22 protein-coding genes are annotated in these 21,045 nt (G+C 68.7%); 7 read left to right on the forward strand and 15 right to left on the reverse strand.

Features of this window, described 5'->3' with window-relative positions; all coding sequences use genetic code 11:
- Positions 1 to 39 precede the first annotated feature (39 nt).
- The 7 genes from IG65_RS0128975 to IG65_RS0129005 all read right to left on the reverse strand — a co-directional run bounded on the left by IG65_RS0128975 (position 40) and on the right by IG65_RS0129005 (position 7,176).
- The gene (locus IG65_RS0128975) at positions 40 to 1,035 is read right to left on the reverse strand and encodes a YafY family protein (protein WP_030518119.1); all 996 of its coding nucleotides are present in this window, start codon (positions 1,033 to 1,035) and stop codon (positions 40 to 42) included.
- 119 nt (positions 1,036 to 1,154) lie between these two features.
- On the reverse strand, positions 1,155 to 2,513 hold the full coding sequence (gene pafA, locus IG65_RS0128980) for a Pup--protein ligase (RefSeq protein ID WP_030518120.1): 1,359 nt from the start codon (positions 2,511 to 2,513) through the stop codon (positions 1,155 to 1,157).
- Positions 2,514 to 2,837: 324 nt separating this feature from the next.
- On the reverse strand, positions 2,838 to 3,620 hold the full coding sequence (gene prcA, locus IG65_RS0128985) for a proteasome subunit alpha (protein ID WP_030518121.1): 783 nt from the start codon (positions 3,618 to 3,620) through the stop codon (positions 2,838 to 2,840).
- Positions 3,617 to 4,435 (reverse strand): proteasome subunit beta, encoded by an 819-nt coding sequence (gene prcB / locus IG65_RS0128990; RefSeq protein ID WP_051757112.1) that lies wholly within the window; start codon positions 4,433 to 4,435, stop codon positions 3,617 to 3,619. The genes prcA and prcB overlap by 4 nt, the downstream gene beginning before the upstream one ends.
- A 26-nt stretch (positions 4,436 to 4,461) precedes the next feature.
- On the reverse strand, positions 4,462 to 4,656 hold the full coding sequence (locus tag IG65_RS0128995; RefSeq protein WP_030518123.1) for a ubiquitin-like protein Pup: 195 nt from the start codon (positions 4,654 to 4,656) through the stop codon (positions 4,462 to 4,464).
- A 182-nt stretch (positions 4,657 to 4,838) separates the two neighbouring features.
- A complete protein-coding gene (gene dop, locus IG65_RS0129000; protein ID WP_030518124.1) occupies positions 4,839 to 6,338 on the reverse strand; it encodes a depupylase/deamidase Dop in 1,500 nt (499 codons plus the stop codon).
- Between the two features lie 82 nt (positions 6,339 to 6,420).
- The gene (locus IG65_RS0129005) at positions 6,421 to 7,176 is read right to left on the reverse strand and encodes a TetR/AcrR family transcriptional regulator (RefSeq protein WP_051757114.1); all 756 of its coding nucleotides are present in this window, start codon (positions 7,174 to 7,176) and stop codon (positions 6,421 to 6,423) included.
- A 99-nt stretch (positions 7,177 to 7,275) separates the two neighbouring features.
- On the opposite strand from IG65_RS0129005, the gene IG65_RS0129010 reads away from it, so the two are divergent.
- Both IG65_RS0129010 and IG65_RS39395 read left to right on the forward strand, forming a co-directional pair.
- Positions 7,276 to 8,175 carry a diiron oxygenase gene (locus tag IG65_RS0129010; RefSeq protein ID WP_030518126.1) on the forward strand — a complete coding sequence of 300 codons (900 nt, stop codon included), beginning with the start codon at positions 7,276 to 7,278 and terminating at the stop codon, positions 8,173 to 8,175.
- On the forward strand, positions 8,172 to 9,062 hold the full coding sequence (locus IG65_RS39395; RefSeq protein ID WP_231509494.1) for a DUF4873 domain-containing protein: 891 nt from the start codon (positions 8,172 to 8,174) through the stop codon (positions 9,060 to 9,062). The genes IG65_RS0129010 and IG65_RS39395 overlap by 4 nt, the downstream gene beginning before the upstream one ends.
- A 10-nt stretch (positions 9,063 to 9,072) precedes the next feature.
- On the opposite strand, the gene IG65_RS0129020 is transcribed toward IG65_RS39395, so the two are convergent.
- Positions 9,073 to 9,453 carry a nuclear transport factor 2 family protein gene (locus IG65_RS0129020; protein WP_030518128.1) on the reverse strand — a complete coding sequence of 127 codons (381 nt, stop codon included), beginning with the start codon at positions 9,451 to 9,453 and terminating at the stop codon, positions 9,073 to 9,075.
- A 118-nt stretch (positions 9,454 to 9,571) separates the two neighbouring features.
- Positions 9,572 to 9,940 carry an arsenate reductase family protein gene (locus IG65_RS0129025; RefSeq protein ID WP_030518129.1) on the reverse strand — a complete coding sequence of 123 codons (369 nt, stop codon included), beginning with the start codon at positions 9,938 to 9,940 and terminating at the stop codon, positions 9,572 to 9,574.
- A gap of 115 nt (positions 9,941 to 10,055) precedes the next feature.
- Here IG65_RS0129025 and IG65_RS0129030 point away from each other — a divergent pair, with 115 nt between their 5' ends.
- Positions 10,056 to 10,664 carry a TetR family transcriptional regulator gene (locus IG65_RS0129030; protein WP_030518130.1) on the forward strand — a complete coding sequence of 203 codons (609 nt, stop codon included), beginning with the start codon at positions 10,056 to 10,058 and terminating at the stop codon, positions 10,662 to 10,664.
- A gap of 52 nt (positions 10,665 to 10,716) precedes the next feature.
- The gene (locus tag IG65_RS0129035; RefSeq protein ID WP_030518131.1) at positions 10,717 to 12,318 is read left to right on the forward strand and encodes an FAD-dependent monooxygenase; all 1,602 of its coding nucleotides are present in this window, start codon (positions 10,717 to 10,719) and stop codon (positions 12,316 to 12,318) included.
- A 15-nt stretch (positions 12,319 to 12,333) separates the two neighbouring features.
- Here the strand turns inward: IG65_RS0129035 and IG65_RS0129040 are convergent, their stop codons facing one another.
- The 4 genes from IG65_RS0129040 to IG65_RS0129055 all read right to left on the reverse strand — a co-directional run bounded on the left by IG65_RS0129040 (position 12,334) and on the right by IG65_RS0129055 (position 16,264).
- Positions 12,334 to 13,878, reverse strand: a complete 1,545-nt coding sequence (locus IG65_RS0129040; RefSeq protein ID WP_231509495.1) for a glycosyltransferase family 39 protein — start codon at positions 13,876 to 13,878, stop codon at positions 12,334 to 12,336.
- Positions 13,879 to 14,007: 129 nt separating this feature from the next.
- A complete protein-coding gene (locus tag IG65_RS0129045) occupies positions 14,008 to 14,868 on the reverse strand; it encodes a biotin-dependent carboxyltransferase family protein (RefSeq protein WP_030518133.1) in 861 nt (286 codons plus the stop codon).
- Between the two features lie 17 nt (positions 14,869 to 14,885).
- Positions 14,886 to 15,518, reverse strand: a complete 633-nt coding sequence (locus IG65_RS0129050; protein ID WP_030518134.1) for an allophanate hydrolase subunit 1 — start codon at positions 15,516 to 15,518, stop codon at positions 14,886 to 14,888.
- Positions 15,515 to 16,264 carry a LamB/YcsF family protein gene (locus tag IG65_RS0129055; RefSeq protein ID WP_030518135.1) on the reverse strand — a complete coding sequence of 250 codons (750 nt, stop codon included), beginning with the start codon at positions 16,262 to 16,264 and terminating at the stop codon, positions 15,515 to 15,517. The genes IG65_RS0129050 and IG65_RS0129055 overlap by 4 nt, the downstream gene beginning before the upstream one ends.
- Positions 16,265 to 16,370: 106 nt before the next feature.
- Between IG65_RS0129055 and IG65_RS0129060 the strand changes: the two genes are divergently transcribed.
- The gene (locus tag IG65_RS0129060) at positions 16,371 to 16,898 is read left to right on the forward strand and encodes an NUDIX domain-containing protein (RefSeq protein WP_030518136.1); all 528 of its coding nucleotides are present in this window, start codon (positions 16,371 to 16,373) and stop codon (positions 16,896 to 16,898) included.
- Here IG65_RS0129060 and IG65_RS0129065 read toward each other — a convergent pair.
- Positions 16,895 to 17,575 (reverse strand): TIGR00266 family protein, encoded by a 681-nt coding sequence (locus IG65_RS0129065; protein WP_030518137.1) that lies wholly within the window; start codon positions 17,573 to 17,575, stop codon positions 16,895 to 16,897. The two genes, IG65_RS0129060 and IG65_RS0129065, sit on opposite strands and share 4 nt — an antisense overlap.
- A 198-nt stretch (positions 17,576 to 17,773) precedes the next feature.
- Between IG65_RS0129065 and IG65_RS0129070 the strand changes: the two genes are divergently transcribed.
- On the forward strand, positions 17,774 to 18,427 hold the full coding sequence (locus tag IG65_RS0129070; RefSeq protein ID WP_036526032.1) for a peptidylprolyl isomerase: 654 nt from the start codon (positions 17,774 to 17,776) through the stop codon (positions 18,425 to 18,427).
- Between the two features lie 63 nt (positions 18,428 to 18,490).
- On the opposite strand, the gene arc is transcribed toward IG65_RS0129070, so the two are convergent.
- The gene (gene arc, locus IG65_RS0129075) at positions 18,491 to 20,251 is read right to left on the reverse strand and encodes a proteasome ATPase (protein ID WP_030518139.1); all 1,761 of its coding nucleotides are present in this window, start codon (positions 20,249 to 20,251) and stop codon (positions 18,491 to 18,493) included.
- A gap of 348 nt (positions 20,252 to 20,599) precedes the next feature.
- Here arc and IG65_RS0129080 point away from each other — a divergent pair, with 348 nt between their 5' ends.
- Complete coding sequence (locus IG65_RS0129080; RefSeq protein WP_231509496.1) at positions 20,600 to 21,040, forward strand: nuclear transport factor 2 family protein; 441 nt, start codon at positions 20,600 to 20,602, stop codon at positions 21,038 to 21,040.
- Positions 21,041 to 21,045 lie beyond the last annotated feature (5 nt).

Raw genomic sequence — 21,045 nt, forward strand, 5'->3', positions numbered from 1 at the left:
GCCGCACCCCCGTCCGGGCCGTCGCGACGCTCGCGCGTCTCATGCCGACACCTCCGTCCGTTCCAGTACCGACCGCAGCCGCGCGATCACATCGGCCCGCAGATCCTCCGGGGCCAGTACCAGCGCATCCGGGCCGAGACCGGTGATCAGCCGCGCCAGCCAGTCCCGCGACCGCACCGGCACCTCCACCACCGAACCCGGGCGCCCGGCGACCGTCTCCTCGGCGATCACCACCCCCAGCCGGCGGATCTCCTGGCCGCGGCCCTGCGCCACCCATACGGTCGCCGATCCGCTCACGGGCGCCGCACCCGTCACCTGCGCCACGATTCGGCGCAGATCCACATCCGCCGGTTTGTGCACGGCGTTCTCGGGTCCGTACACCTCCACGTCCGCCCCGATCCGCGACAGCCGGAAGGTTCGCACCGCATCCCGGTCGCGGTCGTGGCCGACCAGATACCAGCGCCCGTGCCGGGTCACCACACCCCAGGGCTCCACATCGCGCGTGGTGTAGGGCGCGTTGTGGGTGACCCGATGCTCGAATCGCACCGCCCGCCCCGCATCGATGGCCGCCAGCAGTTTGCCCAGCGCGGCCTCCGACCCGCGCGTGCGCGCCGGTACCGCGGGCACCGACGCCGAGGCCGCGTCCGCGTCGACGTGCACGCCGGCGGCCCGCAACTTGAGCACCGCGCTCTCCGCGGCGCTGGCCAGCTCCGGGGACTCCCACAACTGCACCGCCACCGCGACCGCCGCCGCTTCCGCGCTGGTCAGGTCGATATCGGGCAGTTCGTAGGCATCGCGATTGATGCGATACCCCTCCTGCCCGGAGAACCGGCCCACCGGGCCGACCTCCAGCGGGATCCCCAGATCCCGCAGTTCGTTCTTGTCGCGCTCGAACATCCGGCTGAACGCTTCGTCGCTGGCCGACTCCTCGTAGCCGGCGACGCTGTCGCGAATGCGTTCCGCAGTCAGGAACTGCCGGGTCGACAGCAGCGCGATCACCAGATTCATCAGCCGCTCGACCTTGGAAATCGCCACCCGACACAGAGTAATCGGACTCCCGGAACGACGGTGCACCACCGCACCGATCCGCGCCGGGATATCGCTGCCGGAATCCGGATCGACCGGTCCCGCGGACCACCGCGGGGCCGACAACCTCACATCGAGGCGATCAACCGATCCACACGCTCGTCCACGGACCGGAACGGGTCCTTGCACAAGACCGTGCGCTGCGCCTGATCGTTCAGCTTCAGATGCACCCAGTCGACGGTGAAATCGCGGCCCGCCTCCTGCGCGGCGGTGATGAAATCACCGCGCAGTTTGGCCCGCGTCGTCTGCGGCGGAGTCGTCACCGCCGCATCGACCGCCTCGTCCTCGGTGACCCGCTTGACCAGACCCTTGCGCTGCAGCAGATCGAACACCCCGCGACCGCGCTTGATGTCGTGATAGGCCAGATCCAGCTGGGCGATCTTCGGATCCGACAGCTCCATCGAGTACCGGTCCTGGTAGCGCTGGAACAGCTTGCGCTTGATCACCCAGTCGATCTCGGTGTCGACCTTCGCGAAATCCTGCGCCTCGACCGCGTCGAGCGTGCGGCCCCACAGGTCCACCACGGCGTCCACCTGCGGATCGCGCTCACGATTGCGCAGATGCTCGACCGCGCGGGCGTAGTACTCACGCTGGATGTCGAGCGCGCTGGCCTGGCGGCCACCCGCCAGTCGCACCGGCCGCCGGCCGGTCAGATCGTGGCTGACCTCGCGGATCGCGCGGATCGGATTGTCGAGCGCGAAATCGCGGAACGACACCCCGGCCTCGATCATCTCCAGCACCAGCGCCGCGGTGCCCACCTTCAGCATGGTGGTGGGTTCGGCCATATTCGAGTCGCCGACGATCACATGCAGACGGCGGTACTTCTCCGCGTCGGCATGCGGCTCGTCACGAGTGTTGATGATCGGCCGCGACCGCGTGGTCGCCGACGACACCCCCTCCCAGATGTGCTCGGCCCGCTGCGACAAGCAGAACGTGGCCGCCTTCGGCGTCTGCAGGATCTTTCCGGCACCGCAGATCAGCTGCCTGGTCACCAGGAACGGCAACAGCACATCCGAGATCCGGGAGAACTCGCCGGCCCGCACCACGAGGAAGTTCTCGTGGCAGCCGTAGGAGTTGCCCGCCGAATCGGTGTTGTTCTTGAACAGATAGATGTCACCGCCGATCCCCTCCTCCGCCAAGCGCTGCTCGGCATCGATCAGCAACTCCTCGAGCACCCGCTCACCCGCGCGATCGTGGGTGACCAGCTGAACCAGCGAGTCACATTCGGCCGTCGCATACTCCGGATGGGAACCGACATCGAGATAGAGCCGCGCTCCGTTGCGGAGAAATACGTTCGAACTACGGCCCCAGGACACCACCCGGCGGAACAGATACCGGGCCACCTCGTCAGGACTCAACCGACGGTGACCGTGGAACGTGCACGTCACCCCGAACTCGGTCTCGATCCCCATAATTCGTCGCTGCACACCATCGACATTACGGCAAAGCGAACGGCGAAAGTGGCTGTGCGAGCAAGCGGTTGCATACGGGTTCACAACAATATGGGCGGGGTCCGACGGCGCCGGCGCCGGCCGCACGGCACCAGCGGCCTCTGGACCTCGTCGTGGGAGACCTGGTCCGTGCTTCCGCTGTGCGTCCACAGCGGGCGCTCGACCACGCCGCTGACACAAATCCACAGGTCAGAGCGCATGTTCGCGATCGTGTCCCGCTACCGGAACGCGACGACGCCCGGCCCGCTCCTCCATGCGGAGGACCGGGCCGGGCGTCTCGTTCGAAGCCGCTACCAGTGCTTACGGGTTGGAGGGGTCGCCGGCGGAGGGTGTCTCCGGTTCGGCGTTCTCCTCGTCCGCACTCGCCGCACCGTCGACGGAGAGCAGCGTCTCCAGCGTGGCGTGCGGAATGCGGCGGAAGGCCCGGCGCGGGCGGGCCTGCTCCAGGGTCGCCACCTCCAGCGAGGATACCGCGATACCGCGCTTGTCCTTGTCGCTGTTGTCCGGCGAACCCTTCTGCAGGGCGTCCACGGCGGTGCGGATCGCGGCCCGCAATTCCAGGCCCGGCTGGAAGGTGTCCTTGAGCGCCGTGCTGATCGGGTCGGTATTGCCGCCCATCACCACGAAGTCGCGCTCGTCGACGATAGAGCCGTCGAAGTTGATCCGGTACAGGACCGAATTCGACGCCTGCTCCGGATAGCCGACCTCACCGATGCAGATCTCGACCTCGTAGGGCTTGAGCTGGTCGGTGAAGATCGTGCCGAGGGTGGACGCGTACATGTTCGCCAGCGCCCGCCCGGTCACATCTCGCCGGTCGTATTGGTATCCACGCAGGTCGGCCTGCAGGATCCCACCACGACGCAGGCTTTCGAACTCGTTGTACTTGCCGACCGCGGCGAATCCGATGCGGTCGTAGAGCTCGCTCACCTTGTGCAGCGTCGCCGAGGGGTTCTCGGCGACGAACAGTACACCCTTGTCGTACACCAGCACCACGACACTGCGTCCCCGGGCGATGCCTTTGCGCGCAAGTTCGGTCTTGTCGCGCATGATCTGTTCGGCCGACGCGTAGTACGGCAGTGTCATGGACGCGCACTCCCTTCTTCGGCCATCCGCTCGTCGACGATCGAGCGCGCGATCTGTTCGAGCCGCTCGTCCGAAACCTCCAGCGCCCCTTCGGCATTGATGACGATCGCCGTCGGGAAGATGCCGCGCTGCAGATCCGGGCCGCCGGTGGCGGTGTCGTCGTCGGAGGCGTCCAGCAGCGATTCGACGGCGATGCGCAGGGCGCGGTCCTCGTCCATATCGCGGCTGTAGGTCTTCTTCAACGACGACTTGGCGAACATCGAGCCCGAGCCGGTGGCGGTGTAGCCGAAGCGCTCTTCGCTGCGACCGCCGACCACGTCGTAGGACACGATGCGGCCGGCCCGCGCCGAATCGGTGGCCTCGAGGTCGTAACCGACCAGAATCGGCACCACCGCCAGGCCCTGCAGTGCCGCGGGCAGATTGTCGCGGACCATCTTCGACAGCTTGTTGGCCTTACCGTCGAAGGTCAGCGGCACACCCTCGATCTTCTCGTAATACTCCAGCTCCACCGCGAACAGGCGGATCATCTCGACCGCCACGCCCGCGGTACCGGCGATACCGGCCGCGGAGAAGGTGTCGGTGATGTACACCTTCTCCATATCGCGGCTGGCCAGCAGGTTGCCCTGGGTGGCCCGGCGGTCGCCGGCGATCAGCACACCGCCGCGGTAGCTCACCGCGACGATGGTGGTGCCGTGCGGCGCCAGGTCCCCGGCCGAGCCGTTGCCCCCGGACCCGCGCCCGAAACCGTTGCCCGGCAACAGTTCCGGCGCGTTTTCCCGCAGATATTCGGAGAATGACGAGAGGGCGTACCCCATGTGGAGCCGCAAGGGGTCACCTGATGTCACTGGCCGCCTTTCTGGACGTAGGCACGCACGAAGTCCTCCGCGTTCTCCTCGAGCACGTCGTCGATCTCGTCGAGCAGGTCGTCGGTCTCCTCGGCCAGCTTTTCGCGGCGCTCCTGTCCCGCGGCCTCGACACCGGCCGCGTCGTCGTCCTCGTCGCCACCACCGGCGCGCTTGGTCTGCTCTTGTGCCATAGCAGCCGACCTCCTCTGTACTGATCATCGGCGAGCATCGGAAACCTCCGATGCTCGTCCCTCAACACTACCCAGCGACGGTGACAACATGCCGGATTACATCGCAATGTGCCCCCGCCGCAACGTCACAGCACGCCGTGCCACCCCGGCACGAACGCACCGCCGGCAGCCCGGCCGCCCGGTCAGGACGTGAGCTGCTTGACCAGTTCGGCGGCCGTGCCCGCGCCCTCGAGCAACTTGCCGACGTGGGATTTCGTCCCGCGGCGCGGCTCCAGGGTGGGAATGCGGACCAGCGAGTCGCCGCCCAGGTCGAAGATCACCGAATCCCAGCTCGCCGCGGCGATATCGGCGCCGAAGCGGCGCAGGCATTCGCCCCGGAAGTAGGCGCGGGTGTCGGTCGGCGGGTTGGTCATCGCGTCGGTGACCTGCTGTTCGGAGACCAGCCGCTCCATCGAACCGCGCGCCACCAGGCGGTTGTAGAGGCCCTTGTCCAGGCGCACATCGGAGTACTGCAGATCCATCAGATGCAGCTTCGGCGCCGCCCAGCCCAGACCCTCGCGGCTGCGCATACCCTCGAGCAGGCGCAGTTTGGCCGGCCAGTCGAGCAGGTGCGCGCAGTCCATGGGGTCGCGTTCGAGCAGGTCGAGCACGTGCGCCCACTTCTCCAGCACATCGGTGACGCGGGCGTCGTCGGTGCCCTCGCGGTCGTGGAACTTCTCCACTCGGTCGAGGTAGATCCGTTGCAGCGCAAGGCCGGTCAGTTCGCGGCCGTCCACCAGCGCGACCGTGGCACGCAGGCTCGGGTCGTGGCTGATGGTGTGCACGGCGGTGACCGGACGGGCCAGTTGCAGATCCGACAGGTCCTCGCCGGCCTCGATCAGATCCAGCACCAGCGCGGTGGTGCCGACCTTGAGGTAGGTCGACCACTCGGCCAGGTTGGCGTCGCCGATGATCACGTGCAGGCGGCGGTACTTGTCGGCGTCGGCGTGCGGTTCGTCGCGAGTGTTGATGATGCCGCGCTTGAGGGTGGTCTCCAGGCCGACCTCGACCTCGATGTAGTCCGAGCGCTGCGACAGCTGGAATCCGGCATGGTCGCCGGACTGCCCGATGCCGACCCGCCCCGAGCCGGTCACGACCTGCCGGGAGACGAAGAACGGCGTCAGGCCGACGATGATCTGATTGAACGGCGTATCGCGGTTCATCAGATAGTTCTCGTGGGTGCCGTAAGAGGCGCCCTTGCCGTCGACGTTGTTCTTGTACAGCTGCATGCGCGGCGCACCCGGCACGCTGGAGGCGTAGCGGGCGGCGGCCTCCATGACCCGCTCACCGGCCTTGTCCCAGATCACCGCGTCCAGCGGGTCCACGACTTCCGGGGCCGAATATTCGGGGTGGGCGTGGTCGACGTAGAGGCGGGCGCCGTTGGTGAGGATCATGTTCGCCGCGCCGACCTCGTCGGCGTCGATCACCGGCGCCGGCCCGTTGAGCCGGCCCAGGTCGAAGCCGCGGGCATCGCGCAGCGGCGATTCCACCTCGTAGTCCCAGCGCGTGCGCTTGGCCCGGGGTACGCCCTCGGCCGCCGCGTAGGCCAGCACCGCCTGGGTGGACGTGAGAATCGGGTTCGCCGAGGGTTCCGTCGGTGTCGAGATGCCGTACTCGACCTCGATTCCGATGATGCGCTGCATGGGTCGAGCCTAGGCGACGCGCGGGATCCCCGGGGCCGCCCGGGTGCGGTGGCCCGTCACCGCAGCGCTGCGCGCCGCGAAATCAGTTGACCGCCAGCGGGTCCGAGGCCGCGGCATCGGTCCGGGCGACCAGGTCGGCGACGGTGGCGTCGCGGTCCAGCGGAACCCCCAGACTGCGTGCATTGCTCTCCAGCAGACCGAGCACCGATTCGGTCACGATCGCCTCGATCTGCTCCGATCCCAGCGCCGAAGCGGTGTCGGCGCGCCAGCTGTTGACCACCCCGTCGACGAAGCCGACGATGCCGAAGGCCATCGGCCGGGCCCGCACGGGATCGATCCCGACGCGCGCGGCGGCGGTGGCGAACAGATCCGCGAGCCGGGCGCCGATGCGGTCGCGGGCCCCGGCCAGCGCGAGCGACGAATCTCCTTGCGGGGCACTCGCCGCGAGGAAGCGGTGCAGCTGCGGATGCGATGCCACCCATCCGACGTAGGTGCCGACCGCCCCGCGCACCGCGTCTTTGACCGTGCCGTCCGCCCGCAGCGTCGGAAGCAGTTGTTCGAGTAGCGATTCCAGGATCCGGCCGCGAATCTGCTCGTCCAGATCGGTCCGCCCGTCGAAGTGGCGGTACACCACCGGACGCGGCAGGCCCAGCCGGTCGGCGATCTGCTGGACCGACACCTCGGCGCCGTTCTCCTCGATCACCGCGACCGCGGCCTCGATCACCTCGGCACGCCGTCGCTGTTTGTGCCCGTTCCAGCGGGTACTGCGACCGTCCACACCGGTCGCGGCGGACCGTTCCGCACGCCGCGGGGGCCGCTGTCCACCGGTTTCACTCACATGTCAACGATACTCATGCGGTATTGACCGATACATGCCGTCTCACTAACCTTGGTGTTACAGCCTGTCTCGGTAATTCGATTCGTTTGGAGCGCAGTCATGGGCAACGACGCCACCCTGCTCCCGCGGGATACCTTCGCGCAGCGCCTGCTGCTCGGTTCGGTCCGCAAGTCCTACGACCCGGTGGTCGATCTGGACTGGGACGCGCCACTGGATCCGGACAAGTTCTTCCTCCCGCCGGAGGTGGTCTCGCTCTACGGCACCACACTGTGGGACGGGATGTCCCCCGAGCAGCGGCGCGAACTGTCGCGGCAGGAGCTCGCGAACATCCTCTCGGTGGGGATCTGGTTCGAGAACATCCTGAACCGGCTGCTGTTGCGGGAGTTGATGAACGGCGACCCCACCTCGCACCGCTCGCACTACACGCTGACCGAGATGGGCGACGAATGCCGGCACATGACCATGTTCGGCAAGTTGATCGACCGCATCGACGCCCGGCCCTATTGGCCCAAAGCTCCTGCCCGGCTGGCGATCTCGTCGCTGCAGCTGGTTCTGCACGGCCCGATGGTGTGGGTGGGAGCGCTGGTCGGTGAGGAGATCTTCGACGCGCTGCAACGCCGCACCATCGACGATCCGCAGTTGCAGCCGGTGGTGGCGCGCACGTTCCGCGTCCACGTCACCGAGGAGGCGCGTCACATCGGCTTCGCCCGCGACGCACTCGCCCGTCGCGTGCCGGCGATGTCGCGGGCGGAACGCGCCTATGTGCGCCTGTGTGTCGCCGTGGCCGCACCGCTGTTCGTCCGGCTGATCACCAACCGGCACATGTACATTCGGGCCGGCCTGGACGGGCGGGCAGCCACGCGGGCCGCGCTGGCCAATCCGCACGCGCATCGCATGCTCGCGGCCGGAGCCGCCGACCTCGGCGCATTTCTGGACGAGAACGGCCTGCTCGGCCCGATCGGCAAGCGGCTCTGGCGGCGGCGGGGGTTGCTCGGATGAGGCCGGTCCGGCACAGCCCGGGTGGCGTGGCCGCCGTCGCTGCCCGTCCGTCGGCTCCGATCGTCGCGGCGACGCTGCGGCGCAACGGAATCCGCGATCTCACCGTTCTCGGCTCGACCTCGCGCACGGCCGATCGGCCGCCGCCCGCGGTGCACACCATGGAATTCGACGGCGCACACGACCTCTGGCGGCTGCGTTCCGACGACGGCACGACCACGGCGGCGGTGGTGATCCTCGCCGATGCCGACCTCGACCCGCGCCGCATCGCCGGAGTCGGCGCCGACCTGCATACGCTGCTGGCCGATAGCCGGGTGGCCCATCTCGGCACGACGATGCACGAGATGCCCAATCTGTTCTGGACGCACTCCCCCGCCGGCGCGAACTGGCCGCACTATCCGGTGCGGGCCCGCGCCGAATATGCCGCGCGCTGCATCGTGGCGACGCGGCGGGCCGGTGGTAGCCGGATCCAGCTGCGACGTGCTGTGCAGCACGAGTCGGCTCGCCGCTGGGCGGCAGATCCCCGCCCCGGCCGGCGGCTGCCGCGACCGGATTCCGATCACTTCGACACGACCGTCGCCGCCGAGCGGGCGCCCGCCTACGAGTACGCCGGTCCGGCGGTACTCGACGCGCCGGGCGCCGAACTCGCGGTGACGGTAGCGCTGAACGGGCATCCGGACCCGATCGACGGCCACTACCACTGGTACGGCCGTCTCAGCGCCGCGGAGGCGGACCGCCTGCCCGATCCGGGGCGCGGTGCGGTATCGCTGCGGATAGCGGGCGGCGAGCCCGCCCCGGGCCGGCTGCAGGAGCGCGACCCGTGGGGAAATCTGCGGATCGCCGGAATCGGACGACCCCCGTTTCCCCTGGCGGACAACGGCATTCACTGAGAACGGGCGGTCAGCCCGGGATCTTGTCCAGGAATCCGTGCACGCGGGCGATGCGATCACCGTCGAGAACGACCACATCGAAGCCCACGATCAGCGGTTCGGCGCCGGGAGTGCCCAGCGTCCACGTGAATCGCAGTTGGTCGTGGTGTCCGTCGACCGGTCCGAGACCGAATCGCATACCGGCGAACTGCTCCCGGACGCCGGCGATCATCTCGTCGATCGCGGCGACTCCTTCGACGGCCGCGAGCGGATCGGTGTAGGTGGCATCCGGCCGGTACAGCTCGTCGAGCAGTTTGCGCCGGGCCGGGGCGTCGGCTTCGTTCCAGGTGTCGATGTAGCGCCGGGCGACGGTGTCGTAGGTGCTGGTAGTGGTGGTTTCGTTTTCGCTCATATGACGAGCATGTCGCAGCGCGCGCGCCCGGTCGATTACCCGTCGGGTAATGCCGCGCCACACCGAAGTGGTTGCCGCGCAGCCGGTCTGGACCTCCGGCCGCGCGGCGCGGGAAGGATTACAGCACCGATTTGAGCGATTGCTCGTCCCGCGCGACGACGGCCCGGCCGTCGGGGGTGACCACGATCGGCCGCTGGATCAGCTTCGGATTGCTCGCCAGCGTTTCGATCCACTGCTCGCGATCAGCCTCTGTCCGCGACCAGCCCGCCATACCGAGCTCCTTGGCCTCCGGTTCACCGGTGCGGGTGATGTCCCAGGGCTCCAGGCCGAGCTGGGCCAGAACCTCGCGCAGATCCGCCACGGTCGGCGGATCGTCGAGATACTGCCGCTCGATGTAGTCCACCCCGGCCTCGTCCAGCGCGGCTTTGGCCGCGCGGCTCTTGGAACAGCGAGGGTTGTGCCAGATCTGCGTGTGCCCGGAAGTCATAGCCGAAACCCTAGCGCGCCGGCCTGATCGCGACGACGGAGCTAATTTGCCCGAAAGGCAAACTTTCCTGTCGTGCACTATTGAAGTCACTCGCACTTTCGCCGATACTGAGTTCATGACCACGGAGCCGGCCCTCGGGCTGCGGGAGCGCAAAAAGCTCGATACGCGGCGCGCGCTCAGCGATGCCGCACTCGAGCTGATGTTCGAACGCGGCCTGGACCAGGTGCTGCGCGAGGACATCGCCGCCCGCGCGGGGGTCTCGGTGCGGACGTTCACCAACTACTTCGCCAACAAATACGAGGCCCTGGCGTACCGGCAGATCGACCGGATATGCCGAGGGATCGAACTGTTGCGGGCACGGCCGGCCGGCGAGCCGCTGTGGGCCGCGATCACCGAGGCGATGCTGGAACCGTTGCGGGTCGACGGCCTCGATGCCGATCCGCCGCCGCGCGACCGGCTGGCCGAAGTTGGCAAGCTCGTCGCCAGCCCCGAGGCGCAGGCGGCACTGACCCGCACCACCACCGACGCCTTCACCGAGGCGGTCGCCGAACGCACCGGCACCGATCCCGGCACGCTCTACCCACGGCTGGTCGCCGAAGCCGTGCTCGGGGCACTGGTGGCGGCGATCGAGGTCTACCCCCGGTGCGATCCCCCGGCCTCGATCACCGCGCTGACGCGGCAGGCACTGGAACTGGTCGCCGCCGGCCTGCCCGAACCCAACTGACTTCTCCACCCTTCCCTCGAAACCGCCTATCCCACAAAGGGGTTGATTTGTCATGCCCGAAAACACCTGTGAGGTACTGATTTCCGGTGCCGGACCGAACGGACTGATGCTGGCCTGTGAACTCGCACTGGGCGGCATCACGGCGACCGTCCTGGAAGAGCTGCCCGCACCCAGCACCGAACCCAAGGCCAACGGCCTCGTCGGGCAGGTGGTGCGGCTGATGGATATGCGCGGCTTGTACCGCCCCGCCGCAGGTGACGATGCTCCGGCGATCCCGCCACCGCTTCCGCGCTACTCGTTCAGCGGGCTGCCGCTGGACCTGGCGGAATTCGCGGACAACCCGTTGTACGCCCTGCCGATTCCGCAACCGCGACTGGTGGCGCTGCTCGTCGCCCGCGCGCGGGAGCTGGGTGTGGCGGTCCGCTGGGGACACCGCCTGCACGATCTCGAATCCCACCGCGACCAGGTAATCGCGACCGTCGACGGTCCCGACGGGGACTATCGCATCCGGGCCCGCTATCTGGTCGCCGCGGACGGCGGGAAGAGTGCGGTGCGCAAGCTGGCCGGAATCGACTTTCCCGGCTGCACGGTGGCCGATCGCGTCACGCGATTCGGTCATGCCACCGTTCCGGACGGGCTGCGAACACCCGACGGCGGCATCGACATCCCCGGCGCGGGACGGTTCCACTTCGGCCACAACCGCGTGGACAAGGGCATGTTCATCTTCGCCGAGCTGACCCCCGGGCGGCCGATGATCGGAGTGAGCGAATACGGCACCGACCATCTCCCGGCCGAGGACGAACCCATGACCTTCGCGGAGCTCCGCGAGAGCATCGAGCGAGTACTCGGAGCCGATGTGCCGATAACACCGCCGACCGGCGCCGGCCCCCATGCGTTGCGCCGCACCGTCGGTCAGAACACCCGGCTGGCGGAGCGTTATCGCGCGGGTCGGGTGCTGCTCCTCGGAGATTCCGCGCACGTACACTCCGCGATGGGTGGCCCGGGGCTGAACCTCGGACTGCAGGATGCGGTCAATCTGGGCTGGAAGCTGGCGGCGGAGGTCAACGGCTGGGCGCCGGCCGGACTGCTGGACACCTACCAGAGCGAACGCCACCCGGTGGCCGAGCGCGTGATGATGCACAGCCTGGCACAGAGCGCGTTGATCGCACCGGGACCCGAAATCTCCGGACTACGCGACCTCTTCGCGGAACTGGTACGGATCCCGGCGGTCGCCGCCCACCTCGCCGAGCTACTGGCCGGGTCCGACACCCGTTACGACGTCGGCGACGACCATCACCTGTCCGGACGGCTGGTCCCCGACTTCTCGGTCACCACGGACGGCACTCGCGTGCCGATCGCCGACCTGCTGCACACCGCCCGGCCGCTGCTGATCGACGGGACGGGCGTAGCGGCCGCCGCAGCGGCGGAATGGCGGGAGCGTATCGAAATCGTTTCCGGCGCAATCACTCTCACGGAATCGAACCGGTCCGTCGACACCGCGTCCGGACCCGACATCGCGAGCACGCCCGCGGCGATGCTGCTGCGCCCCGACGGGTACGTCGCGTGGGCCGCCGACGACGCGAGTGCCGACGGTCTGCATCGGGCGCTCACCCGGTGGTTCGGCGCAGCACCGGTGCTGTCGCACGCGCAGTGAGGTGGCGCACCGAAATCACAGGTGCATCCACTCCGGCCACATCCGCGACCACGGCTGCGTCGGGCCGGTGCAGTCGAAGATCGTGACATCGCGGGTGTTGCCGACGAATCCGAGCCGGGTGTCGACCCTGCCGACCGGGGTGAGCGAGGCGCACCGGCCGCGCAGGTCCGCCTCCTCGCCACCGACGATCAAGGCCGTCTCGGCACTGTCGGGCGGGGCGCCGAAGTAGCCGAAGCCGCGACTGGGGCTGTAGACCGGCGGCAGGTCCGCGCGGCCGAGGTGGTCGAGGGCGCTCGCCTGCCAGTAGGTGTCGGTGACGACGACAGCGCGGTCCCGGCGCGCGGCGGGCAGCCCGCGATAGGCCGTCGTGACCGCCGCGGTGAGTTCCGGCCAGCCGAATTGCCCGTAGGTGCCGATCGCTATCGCCGCCGAGACATCGTCTCGGGGTGGCTCGACCGCCGCGGCCGGACGCCACGGCAGCGAGCTCACGATCGTGGCCAGCGCCGCAACAGTTACGACCGCGGTCGCGACACCGGCGATCCGGCGACCGGCCGCCGACCGCGCTCGCATCCAGTGCACCAGCGCGACGGCGCCGGCCGCGAGCACCACCCCGTACATCCCGGCCGGGTAGTACACCCGGCCGCCGGTGACGAGGAAGACGAGGTCGACCAGAATCAGGGCGGCGCCCAGAAAACGATACGGCCGCAACGGCTTCCAGCGCAGCAGCGCCCACAGCCCGCCCAGCAGCACCGGGACGCCGAGAACGCCGGCCAGGATCAGCGAGATCGGCACGAACAGCACCCGGCCGCCGATGATCGCCTGTTCGGATGCGATCTCCGCACCCATCGCCAGTTGCGGCCAGCCGTGACGCACCTGCCAGATCACCTGCGGCACCGCAGACAGCACGGTGACTCCGGCACCTGCCCACAGCAGCGGACGGCGCAGCAACTCGCGGGGACCGAAGACCACACAGCTCACGGCCAGCGCGATCCAGAAGAAGGGAATCAGCCATTTCACCTGCAGGTCCACCGCCGTCACGAGACCCGCGATCAGCAGCAGGCCGTCGCGGCGGGTCCGCACCCACCGCACCACCAGCCAGGTGATCAGCACCCACAGTGCGGTATCGACGGTGTTGGTGGTCAGCATCGACCCCTGCAGCAGCAGAAACGGCGAGCACGCGTAGGCGAGGGCGGCCAGTGCCTGCGCGGTGCGCCCGCCACCGAACTCGCGAGTGATCATGGCGCACAACGCGATCGCGGCGACCGTGATCAGCACCGCGGGCAGACGCAACGCCGGATAGGAACCGGGAACGAGCGTGTCCATCGTCCGGGCCAGCAGCGGCAGCATTGGGCCCTGATCGGCGTAACCCCAGCTCAACCGGCGACCGGCAGCGAGGAAGTAGAGTTCGTCGCCGAAATATCCGTACCTCGAGGCCGCGAACAGCAGAGCCGCCGCGCCGAGGGCGGCGATCGGCGCGACCGCCGGCCACGCGAACGGGGGAATCGCGGCCGATTCGGTCGCACCGCGCGCGTCGGTGTCGGACTCGCACACATCGGTCACCGGCACACTCCTGTAGCGGATTTCGTGGGGACGTCTGCAAACGTATCGGTTTCCGGCCGCGGCGGAGTCGCCCCGCAGACCGATCCGCGGTCAGCCTCGAGAGGTATGCCGACCCATCCCCACGGCGGATCAGGGCTGCCAGGAACGAAATTCGATCAATTGGCCGGGACGGGCCTGGCCCAGCAGATCGACATCGGCGTCGATCACCGTGCCCACCACGGGATAGCCGCCGGTGATCGGCCGGTCGGCCAGCAGCACTACCGGGCGACCCGCGGGTGGCACTTGAATCGCACCCAAAGCCATTCCCTCGGTAGGCAGTTCGGCATCGTTCGCCCGCCGCAGCGGTGGGGCGTCCGCGTGGCGGTCCAGGCGCACACCGATCCGGTCGGTGTCGGTGGAGACCGCCCAGGCGCCGGTGAACAGATCGGCGGGATTGTGGAACCAGTCCGCGCGCGGCCCGAGCCCCACGCGCACCCGCAGCGTCCCCTGGGTGAGCGGCGCGACGGGAGCCATCTCGACCGTCGGCCAGCCGCGCGGCGGGGCGCCGACCGGGAGGGTGTCGCCCCGGCGCAACGGTTCCGGACCCAATCCCGCCATGGTGTCTCGGCTGCGCGATCCGAGGACCGGCTCCACCGCGATCCCGCCGCGCACCGCCAGATAGCAGCGCAGGCCCGCTTCAGCCATGCCGATCCGCACCCGCTGCCCGGCCGCGACGAACAGCACCGAAGCCGGGGGTTCGGGCCGGACGCCGACGTTGATCGGTACCGGCGCTCCGGTGATGCTCACCACCGCCGGGGCGTCGAATTCCACGCTCAGCCCGCCCAGCACGCATTCGATGGCCGCCGCCGATTCGGCATTGCCCACCAGGCGGTTGGCCAGCCGCAGCGCCCGCCGGTCCACGGCCCCGGAGACCCCGACCCCGGCATGGAACCAGCCGGGCCGGCCGAGATCCTGCACGGTGCTCAGCGCGCCCGGTTCGAGCACCCGCATCCGCGCCGCCGAGGACCTCACCGATCCACCGCCTCGAACCGGACCCGGGTACCCGCGCGCAACAGCGCCGGTTCGGGCCGCGCCACATCCCACAGGACCACGTCGGTACGGCCGATGATCTGCCAGCCGCCCGGCGAACTGCGCGGATAGACGGCGCTGTATCCACCCGCCAGGGCGACCGAACCCGCCGGAACGACGGTCCGGGCCTGCGAGCGCCGCGGCACCGACAGTCCGGCGTCGGGCGCGTGCAGATAGCCGAAGCCGGGCGCGAAACCGATGAACGCGCACCGCCACTGGGCATCGGTGTGCCGTTCGACCAGTTGCCCGGCTGTGATGCCGAGAAGTTCGGCGGCATCGGCGAGGTCGGGGCCGTCGTAGCGCACCGGAACGGTGACCACATCCGCCGCGGCCGCACTGTCGGAAGCGGCGTCCGATGCGAGATCCAGTGCGCGCACGCGTGATTCGATCGCCGCGGGGTCGATGCCGGGACACAGTGTGAGCAGGACGGTCCGGGCGGCGGGAAGGAGGTCGGCCACGCCGTCGATCGGCGCCCGCCGCAGGTGGTCGAGCAGCAGCGGCAGCTGGGCGGCGTCGGCCGGTTCGAGCAGCAGCGCGCGGTCTCCCGCGGCCCGCACGGTCACCGAGCTCATGTGAAACTCCGCAGTTCGACGCCCTTGTCCAGCAGCGACTGCCGGATCGAGCGCGCCATCCGGACGGCATCGGGCGAATCGCCGTGGACGCAGAGGCTGCGCACCTCGACCCGTACCGGCTCACCGGCCACCGTGTGCGCGTGCCCGTCCACGGCGATCGACACCGCCTGTCCGAGCGCCGCCTCCGCGGCCAGCACCGCACCGGCTCGCCCGCGCGGCACCAGCCTGCCCTCGGGCGTATAGGCCCGGTCGGCGAAACCTTCCGCGTGGAACGGGATTCCGGCCGCCTCCGCCGCGCGTGCCAGTTCGGAATCGGCGGGGCCGAGCAGGCTCAACTCCTCGAAGGCGAGCAGCGCCGCGACCACCGCCTCGGCCGCCTCCGGATCCGATGCCGCCGAGTGATACAGCGCGCCATGGGGTTTCACATAGCGCACCCGGTCACCGGCCGCCCGGGCGAAACCGTCGAGCGCGCCGATCTGATAGATGGATTCCGCGGTCAGCTCGGCCGGGGACACCATCATCTCGCGCCGGCCGAATCCGGCAAGGTCGCGATAGGAGATGTGCGCGCCGATCCGCACCCCGTGCGCGACCGCGAGATCACACGTGCGCCGCATGATCACCGGATCCCCGCCATGGAAGCCGCAGGCGATATTGGCGCTGGTCACGACGTCGAGCAGCGCCGCGTCGTCGCTCATCGTGTACGCACCGAACCCCTCCCCGAGATCGCTGTTCAGATCGATCACCACGGAGTATCACCTCGCCTCGCCGTTGTCCTACCACCATCGTCCGCGCCCGTCGCCGATCCGCCACCGTGGGCGCATTCTCCCGCACTCACCGCCTAGGCTGGCGGGAATGGGTGAGGTGATCGCCGTCTACGACGGCCGCGGCAACGAGACCGGCAGTGCCGAACGCGCCGAGGTGTATGCCGAAGGATTGTGGCATGCCAGTGCCGGCGTGCTGGTGCGATCGCTCGACGGGCGGCGCATCTACGTCCATCGGCGTACGGATACGAAGATGGTGTTCGCCGGAATGCACGACTGCCTGGCCGGCGGGGTGCTGGCCCCCGGCGAGGATCCCGCCGCCGCGGCGGCGCGCGAGCTGGGCGAGGAATTGGGAATCGTTGCCGCGCCGGGCGAACCGCGGCCGCTGGCCCGGGTGTCCTGGGACGGCAGCTGGGCGGGCCGCCCGATGCGGTGCCACCTGTTCGCCTACGAGATTCGCTCCGACGGGCCGATCACCGTCCAGGCCGAGGAGATCGCCGCGGGCTGGTGGTGGACCGACACGCAGCTGTGGGAGCACCTGAGCGATCCCGGCTGGCCGTTCGTCCCCGACACCCGGGTCCTGATCGACGAACTGCTGCATCCGCGCAATCGGACCTAGCCGGACGAGGTGACCGCGCCGGCCCAGGCCGCGAACGCGCCGGGGTTGCGGGTCTGTAGCAGCACCCGGCCCGGACCGGTGAAGTCGAACACCAGACCTTCGCCGGAAGTGATCGACTGCAGCGAACGACCCGAAACCGCCCGGCGGATACCGAATTTCAACGCCAGGTCGTAAGCCACCACATGGCCGCAGTCGATGGTCACCGACTCCCCCGGCTGCAGATCGATCACGTCGATCGCGCCGAAGACGCCGAGCACGACCTCGCCCTGCCCCTGGGCACGCAGGCCGAATCCGCCCTCACCGCCGAACATGTTCGCGAAACCGCCCCATTTCGCTTCCACTTGCACGCCATGGGAATTGGCGATCCAGCCGCCGCGGCTGATGAAGTACGGGCGATCGGGCGCGATCGGCAGCGCCAGCATGTCCCCGGGCAGCGCCGGCGCCACATCGACCCAGCCGCCCTGTGGCGGCGCGGTGAACGTGGACACGAAGAACGACTCACCCGCCAGCACGGAACGCTTCAGCCCCGCCAGGAATCCGCCCTCGGCCTTCGCGGCCAGGCTCACCCCGGCCGAATGGGCCACCATCGCACCGGTTTCCGCACGCAACGGCTCCCCACCGGCGAGAAAACACCGTGCCACCGTGGACGACGGATTATGCCGCAACACCACCTGCATGGCCGCGACGTTAGCAGCGCCGGGGCCGGGATGTCCCATTCACCCGCACCCGGCGGTCGGGCATGCGATGATGCCGGGCGACCGAACCCATCACGAGACGAATCTCGGAGGCCCGCCCCGGTGCATATCGATGTCCCACACTCGCAGTCCGATCTCGACCACTCCGCCCGACGCGACCGCAGATCGCGCAGATTGCCGGTGCGCAGCGGCCTGGCGGCGGCGGGTGCGGCGATCGCACTGCTGGCCGGCGGCACCCCTGCCGTGGCTGCCCCGCTGCCACTGCACACCCAGGCACCCGGCTGCATGACCCCCGGCGACGCCCAGCCCAACGGCAAGCAGTGGCCGGCCGAACCGGCGGTGACCATCGACCCCAACGCCGGGTACACGGCGACGCTGGAAACCAACTGCGGAACCATCACCGTCGCCCTCGACGCCGCGCGGGCCACGCACACGGTCAACTCGTTCGCCTTCCTCGCCGGCGAGCAGTACTTCGACCACACGCGCTGCCACCGCCTGACCACCGAGGGCATCTTCGTGCTGCAGTGCGGTGACCCGACCGGAACCGGCACCGGCGGTCCCGGCTACCGGTTCGGCGACGAGAACCTGGCCGGGGCGACCTACCCGGCGGGAACGGTCGCCATGGCCAACTCCGGACCGAACACCAACGGAAGCCAGTTCTTCCTGGTTTACTCCGACAGCAAGCTGCCGCCCAGCTACACCCCCTTCGGCCGGATCACCGGCGGTATGGACGTGTTGCAGAACATCGCCGCGGGTGGCGTGAAGGACGGATCCGGCGACGGCGCACCGGCCACCGATATTGTGCTCGACTCGGTGGCCACTGCCCGGCGCTGACACCGGATACGGCGAAGGCCGCGCTCGCGATGCGGGCGCGGCCTTCGTGTGTGTGCGGTACTCCTAGAGGTACTGACCCGTATTGGATTCGGTATCGATCGCCCGGCTCGCCGAAGCGTTCTTACCGGTAACCAGCGTCCGGATGTAGACGATCCGTTCGCCCTTCTTACCCGAAATACGTGCCCAGTCATCCGGATTGGTGGTGTTGGGCAGGTCCTCGTTCTCGGAGAACTCGTCGACTATCGAATCGAACAGGTGCTGGATGCGCAGACCGGGATTGCCGGTCTCGAGCACCGATTTGATCGCGTACTTCTTGGAACGGTCCACGATGTTCTGGATCATGGCGCCGGAGTTGAAGTCCTTGAAGTACAGGACCTCCTTGTCACCGTTGGCGTAGGTGACCTCGAGGAAGCGGTTGTCCTCGCTCTCGGCGTACATCCGGTCCACGACCCGCTCGATCATCGCCTTGACGCACTTGGAGCGATCGCCGGCGAATTCGGCGATGTCGTCGGCGTGCAGCGGCAGTCCCTCGGTGAGGTACTTGGAGAAGATGTCCTGTGCCGCTTCGGCATCCGGACGCTCGATCTTGATCTTGACGTCCAGGCGGCCGGGCCGCAGGATCGCGGGGTCGATCATGTCCTCGCGGTTGGACGCGCCGATCACGATGACGTTCTCCAGGCCCTCCACGCCGTCGATCTCCGACAGCAGCTGCGGCACGACCGTGGTCTCCACATCCGAGGACACACCCGAACCACGAGTGCGGAAGATCGAGTCCATCTCGTCGAAGAACACGATCACCGGGGTGCCTTCGGAGGCCTTCTCACGAGCCCGCTGGAAGATGATCCGGATGTGGCGCTCGGTCTCGCCCACGAACTTGTTCAGCAGCTCGGGACCCTTGATGTTGAGGAAGAAGGACTTGGCCTCCTTGGCGTCCTCACCGCGCGCCTCGGCGATCTTCTTCGCCAGCGAGTTGGCGACCGCCTTGGCGATCAGCGTCTTACCGCAGCCCGGCGGACCGTAGAGCAGCACACCCTTGGGCGGGCGCAGCGCGTATTCGCGGAACAGATCCTTGTGCAGGAACGGCAGCTCCACCGCGTCGCGGATCTGCTCGATCTGGCGGCCCAGGCCACCGATGTCCTCGTAACCGACATCGGGCACCTCTTCGAGCACCAGATCCTCGACCTCGGCCTTGGGAATGCGCTCGAACGCGAATCCGGCCTTGGTGTCGACCAGCAGCGAGTCACCCGGCCGCAGCCGCCGCACGGGCGCGTTGGGATCTTCGACGTCGTCCGCGTCGACCAGCGCCGACAGCGGGCCCGACAGCCAGACCACGCGTTCCTCGTCGGCATGGCCCACGACCAGGGCGCGGCGGCCGTCGTCGAGGACCTCGCGCAGGGTACCGATCTCACCGGTCCGGTCGAAGGTGCCGGCCTCGACCACCGTGAGCGCCTCGTTCAGACGCACGGTCTGTCCGTAGTGCAATTCGGAGGTGTCGATGTTCGGCGAGCACGTCAGGCGCATCTTGCGTCCGGAAGTGAACACGTCGACCGTCTGATCCTCGTACACACCGATCAGCACGCCGTAGCCGCTGGGCGGCTGGCCCAGCCGGTCGACCTCCTCACGCAGCGCCACCAACTGCTGACGGGCCTCCTTGAGGGTGTCCATCAGTTTGGTGTTGCGAATCGTCAGCGAATCGATACGAGCTTCCAATTCCCTTGAACGATCCGGCGAGTCGGCGAGTTGCCTACGGAGTGCAGCCGCCTCGGCGCGTACCACCTCGAGTTCTCTCCAGGCCGCCGAATCCGAATTCTCGATGGGGCTCATGATGCTGCTCCTCCCAGTCCCGGTCTATCAACGCTACCGGGCGCGAACCGTTCTCGCTTTCCGACATGGTTTCGTCGTGATCACATCTCAGCTGCGGTACCAGCCCGGGCAACCATGTTAGCCTGCCCTAACCTGCATTCGGCGAGCGATTTCGCCGGACCGAACCGAAAGGTCTAGTCGATGCTCCTTCCTAGCCGCCACAGCGCTACTCCCTTCGGTGGCAGTACCCGCACCCGGAGCAACGCCACGCGGACCGCCGGTGTTTCCGGTGTGCGTCGCTCCTGGATGCATCTTGCCGGGTTCCGCCTTGCCACGGCTACAGCCTTTACCGCGCTGGCCGTTACCGCTATGACAGCATGCGGGTCCGACAATTCCCAGGACTCCACGCCGACGGGCACCACGACGGCCACCTCGGCCGCGGCCGCCGCCACGAGCGCCGCCGCCGCGCCCGCCCCCACCGCCGAGGAACTGCAGGCCACCCTCAACGGCTTCGTGGATCCGGCCAAGCCGACCGCCGAGAAGCAGAAGCTGGTGGTCGGAGGCGATAAACGAGCCGCCAACATCGACACCATGACCAAGGGCCTGGCCAACTACGGCACCATCACCTTCACCGTCGCCGACGTCAAGACCGAGGGCGATCAGGCCACCGGCCAGGTCACCATCACCTCGCCGCACGGCCCGGCCGGCCCGATGCCGATGACCTGGCAGCACTCGGCGGCCGGCTGGCAGCTGTCCGACGCCTCCGCCTGCCAGATCCTGGCCATGGGTATGGCGCCCTGCCAGCCCTGAGCGCC

Origin of the sequence: Nocardia sp. NRRL WC-3656 (assembly GCF_000720265.1) — a bacterium.
Lineage (GTDB): Bacteria > Actinomycetota > Actinomycetes > Mycobacteriales > Mycobacteriaceae > Nocardia > Nocardia nova.

Coding starts and splice junctions, on each gene's coding strand:
- IG65_RS0129010 (WP_030518126.1), top strand. CDS start 7,276: ATGGGCAACGACGCCACCCTGCTCCCGCGGGATACCTTCGCGCAGCGC.
- IG65_RS0129060 (WP_030518136.1), top strand. CDS start 16,371: ATGGGTGAGGTGATCGCCGTCTACGACGGCCGCGGCAACGAGACCGGC.
- IG65_RS39395 (WP_231509494.1), top strand. CDS start 8,172: ATGAGGCCGGTCCGGCACAGCCCGGGTGGCGTGGCCGCCGTCGCTGCC.
- arc (WP_030518139.1), bottom strand. CDS start 20,251: ATGAGCCCCATCGAGAATTCGGATTCGGCGGCCTGGAGAGAACTCGAG.
- IG65_RS0129030 (WP_030518130.1), top strand. CDS start 10,056: ATGACCACGGAGCCGGCCCTCGGGCTGCGGGAGCGCAAAAAGCTCGAT.
- IG65_RS0129035 (WP_030518131.1), top strand. CDS start 10,717: ATGCCCGAAAACACCTGTGAGGTACTGATTTCCGGTGCCGGACCGAAC.
- IG65_RS0129020 (WP_030518128.1), bottom strand. CDS start 9,453: ATGAGCGAAAACGAAACCACCACTACCAGCACCTACGACACCGTCGCC.
- prcA (WP_030518121.1), bottom strand. CDS start 3,620: ATGACACTGCCGTACTACGCGTCGGCCGAACAGATCATGCGCGACAAG.
- IG65_RS0129025 (WP_030518129.1), bottom strand. CDS start 9,940: ATGACTTCCGGGCACACGCAGATCTGGCACAACCCTCGCTGTTCCAAG.
- IG65_RS0129065 (WP_030518137.1), bottom strand. CDS start 17,575: ATGCAGGTGGTGTTGCGGCATAATCCGTCGTCCACGGTGGCACGGTGT.
- dop (WP_030518124.1), bottom strand. CDS start 6,338: ATGCAGCGCATCATCGGAATCGAGGTCGAGTACGGCATCTCGACACCG.
- IG65_RS0129045 (WP_030518133.1), bottom strand. CDS start 14,868: ATGCGGGTGCTCGAACCGGGCGCGCTGAGCACCGTGCAGGATCTCGGC.
- IG65_RS0129080 (WP_231509496.1), top strand. CDS start 20,600: ATGACAGCATGCGGGTCCGACAATTCCCAGGACTCCACGCCGACGGGC.
- IG65_RS0129050 (WP_030518134.1), bottom strand. CDS start 15,518: ATGAGCTCGGTGACCGTGCGGGCCGCGGGAGACCGCGCGCTGCTGCTC.
- prcB (WP_051757112.1), bottom strand. CDS start 4,435: ATGGGGTACGCCCTCTCGTCATTCTCCGAATATCTGCGGGAAAACGCG.
- IG65_RS0128995 (WP_030518123.1), bottom strand. CDS start 4,656: ATGGCACAAGAGCAGACCAAGCGCGCCGGTGGTGGCGACGAGGACGAC.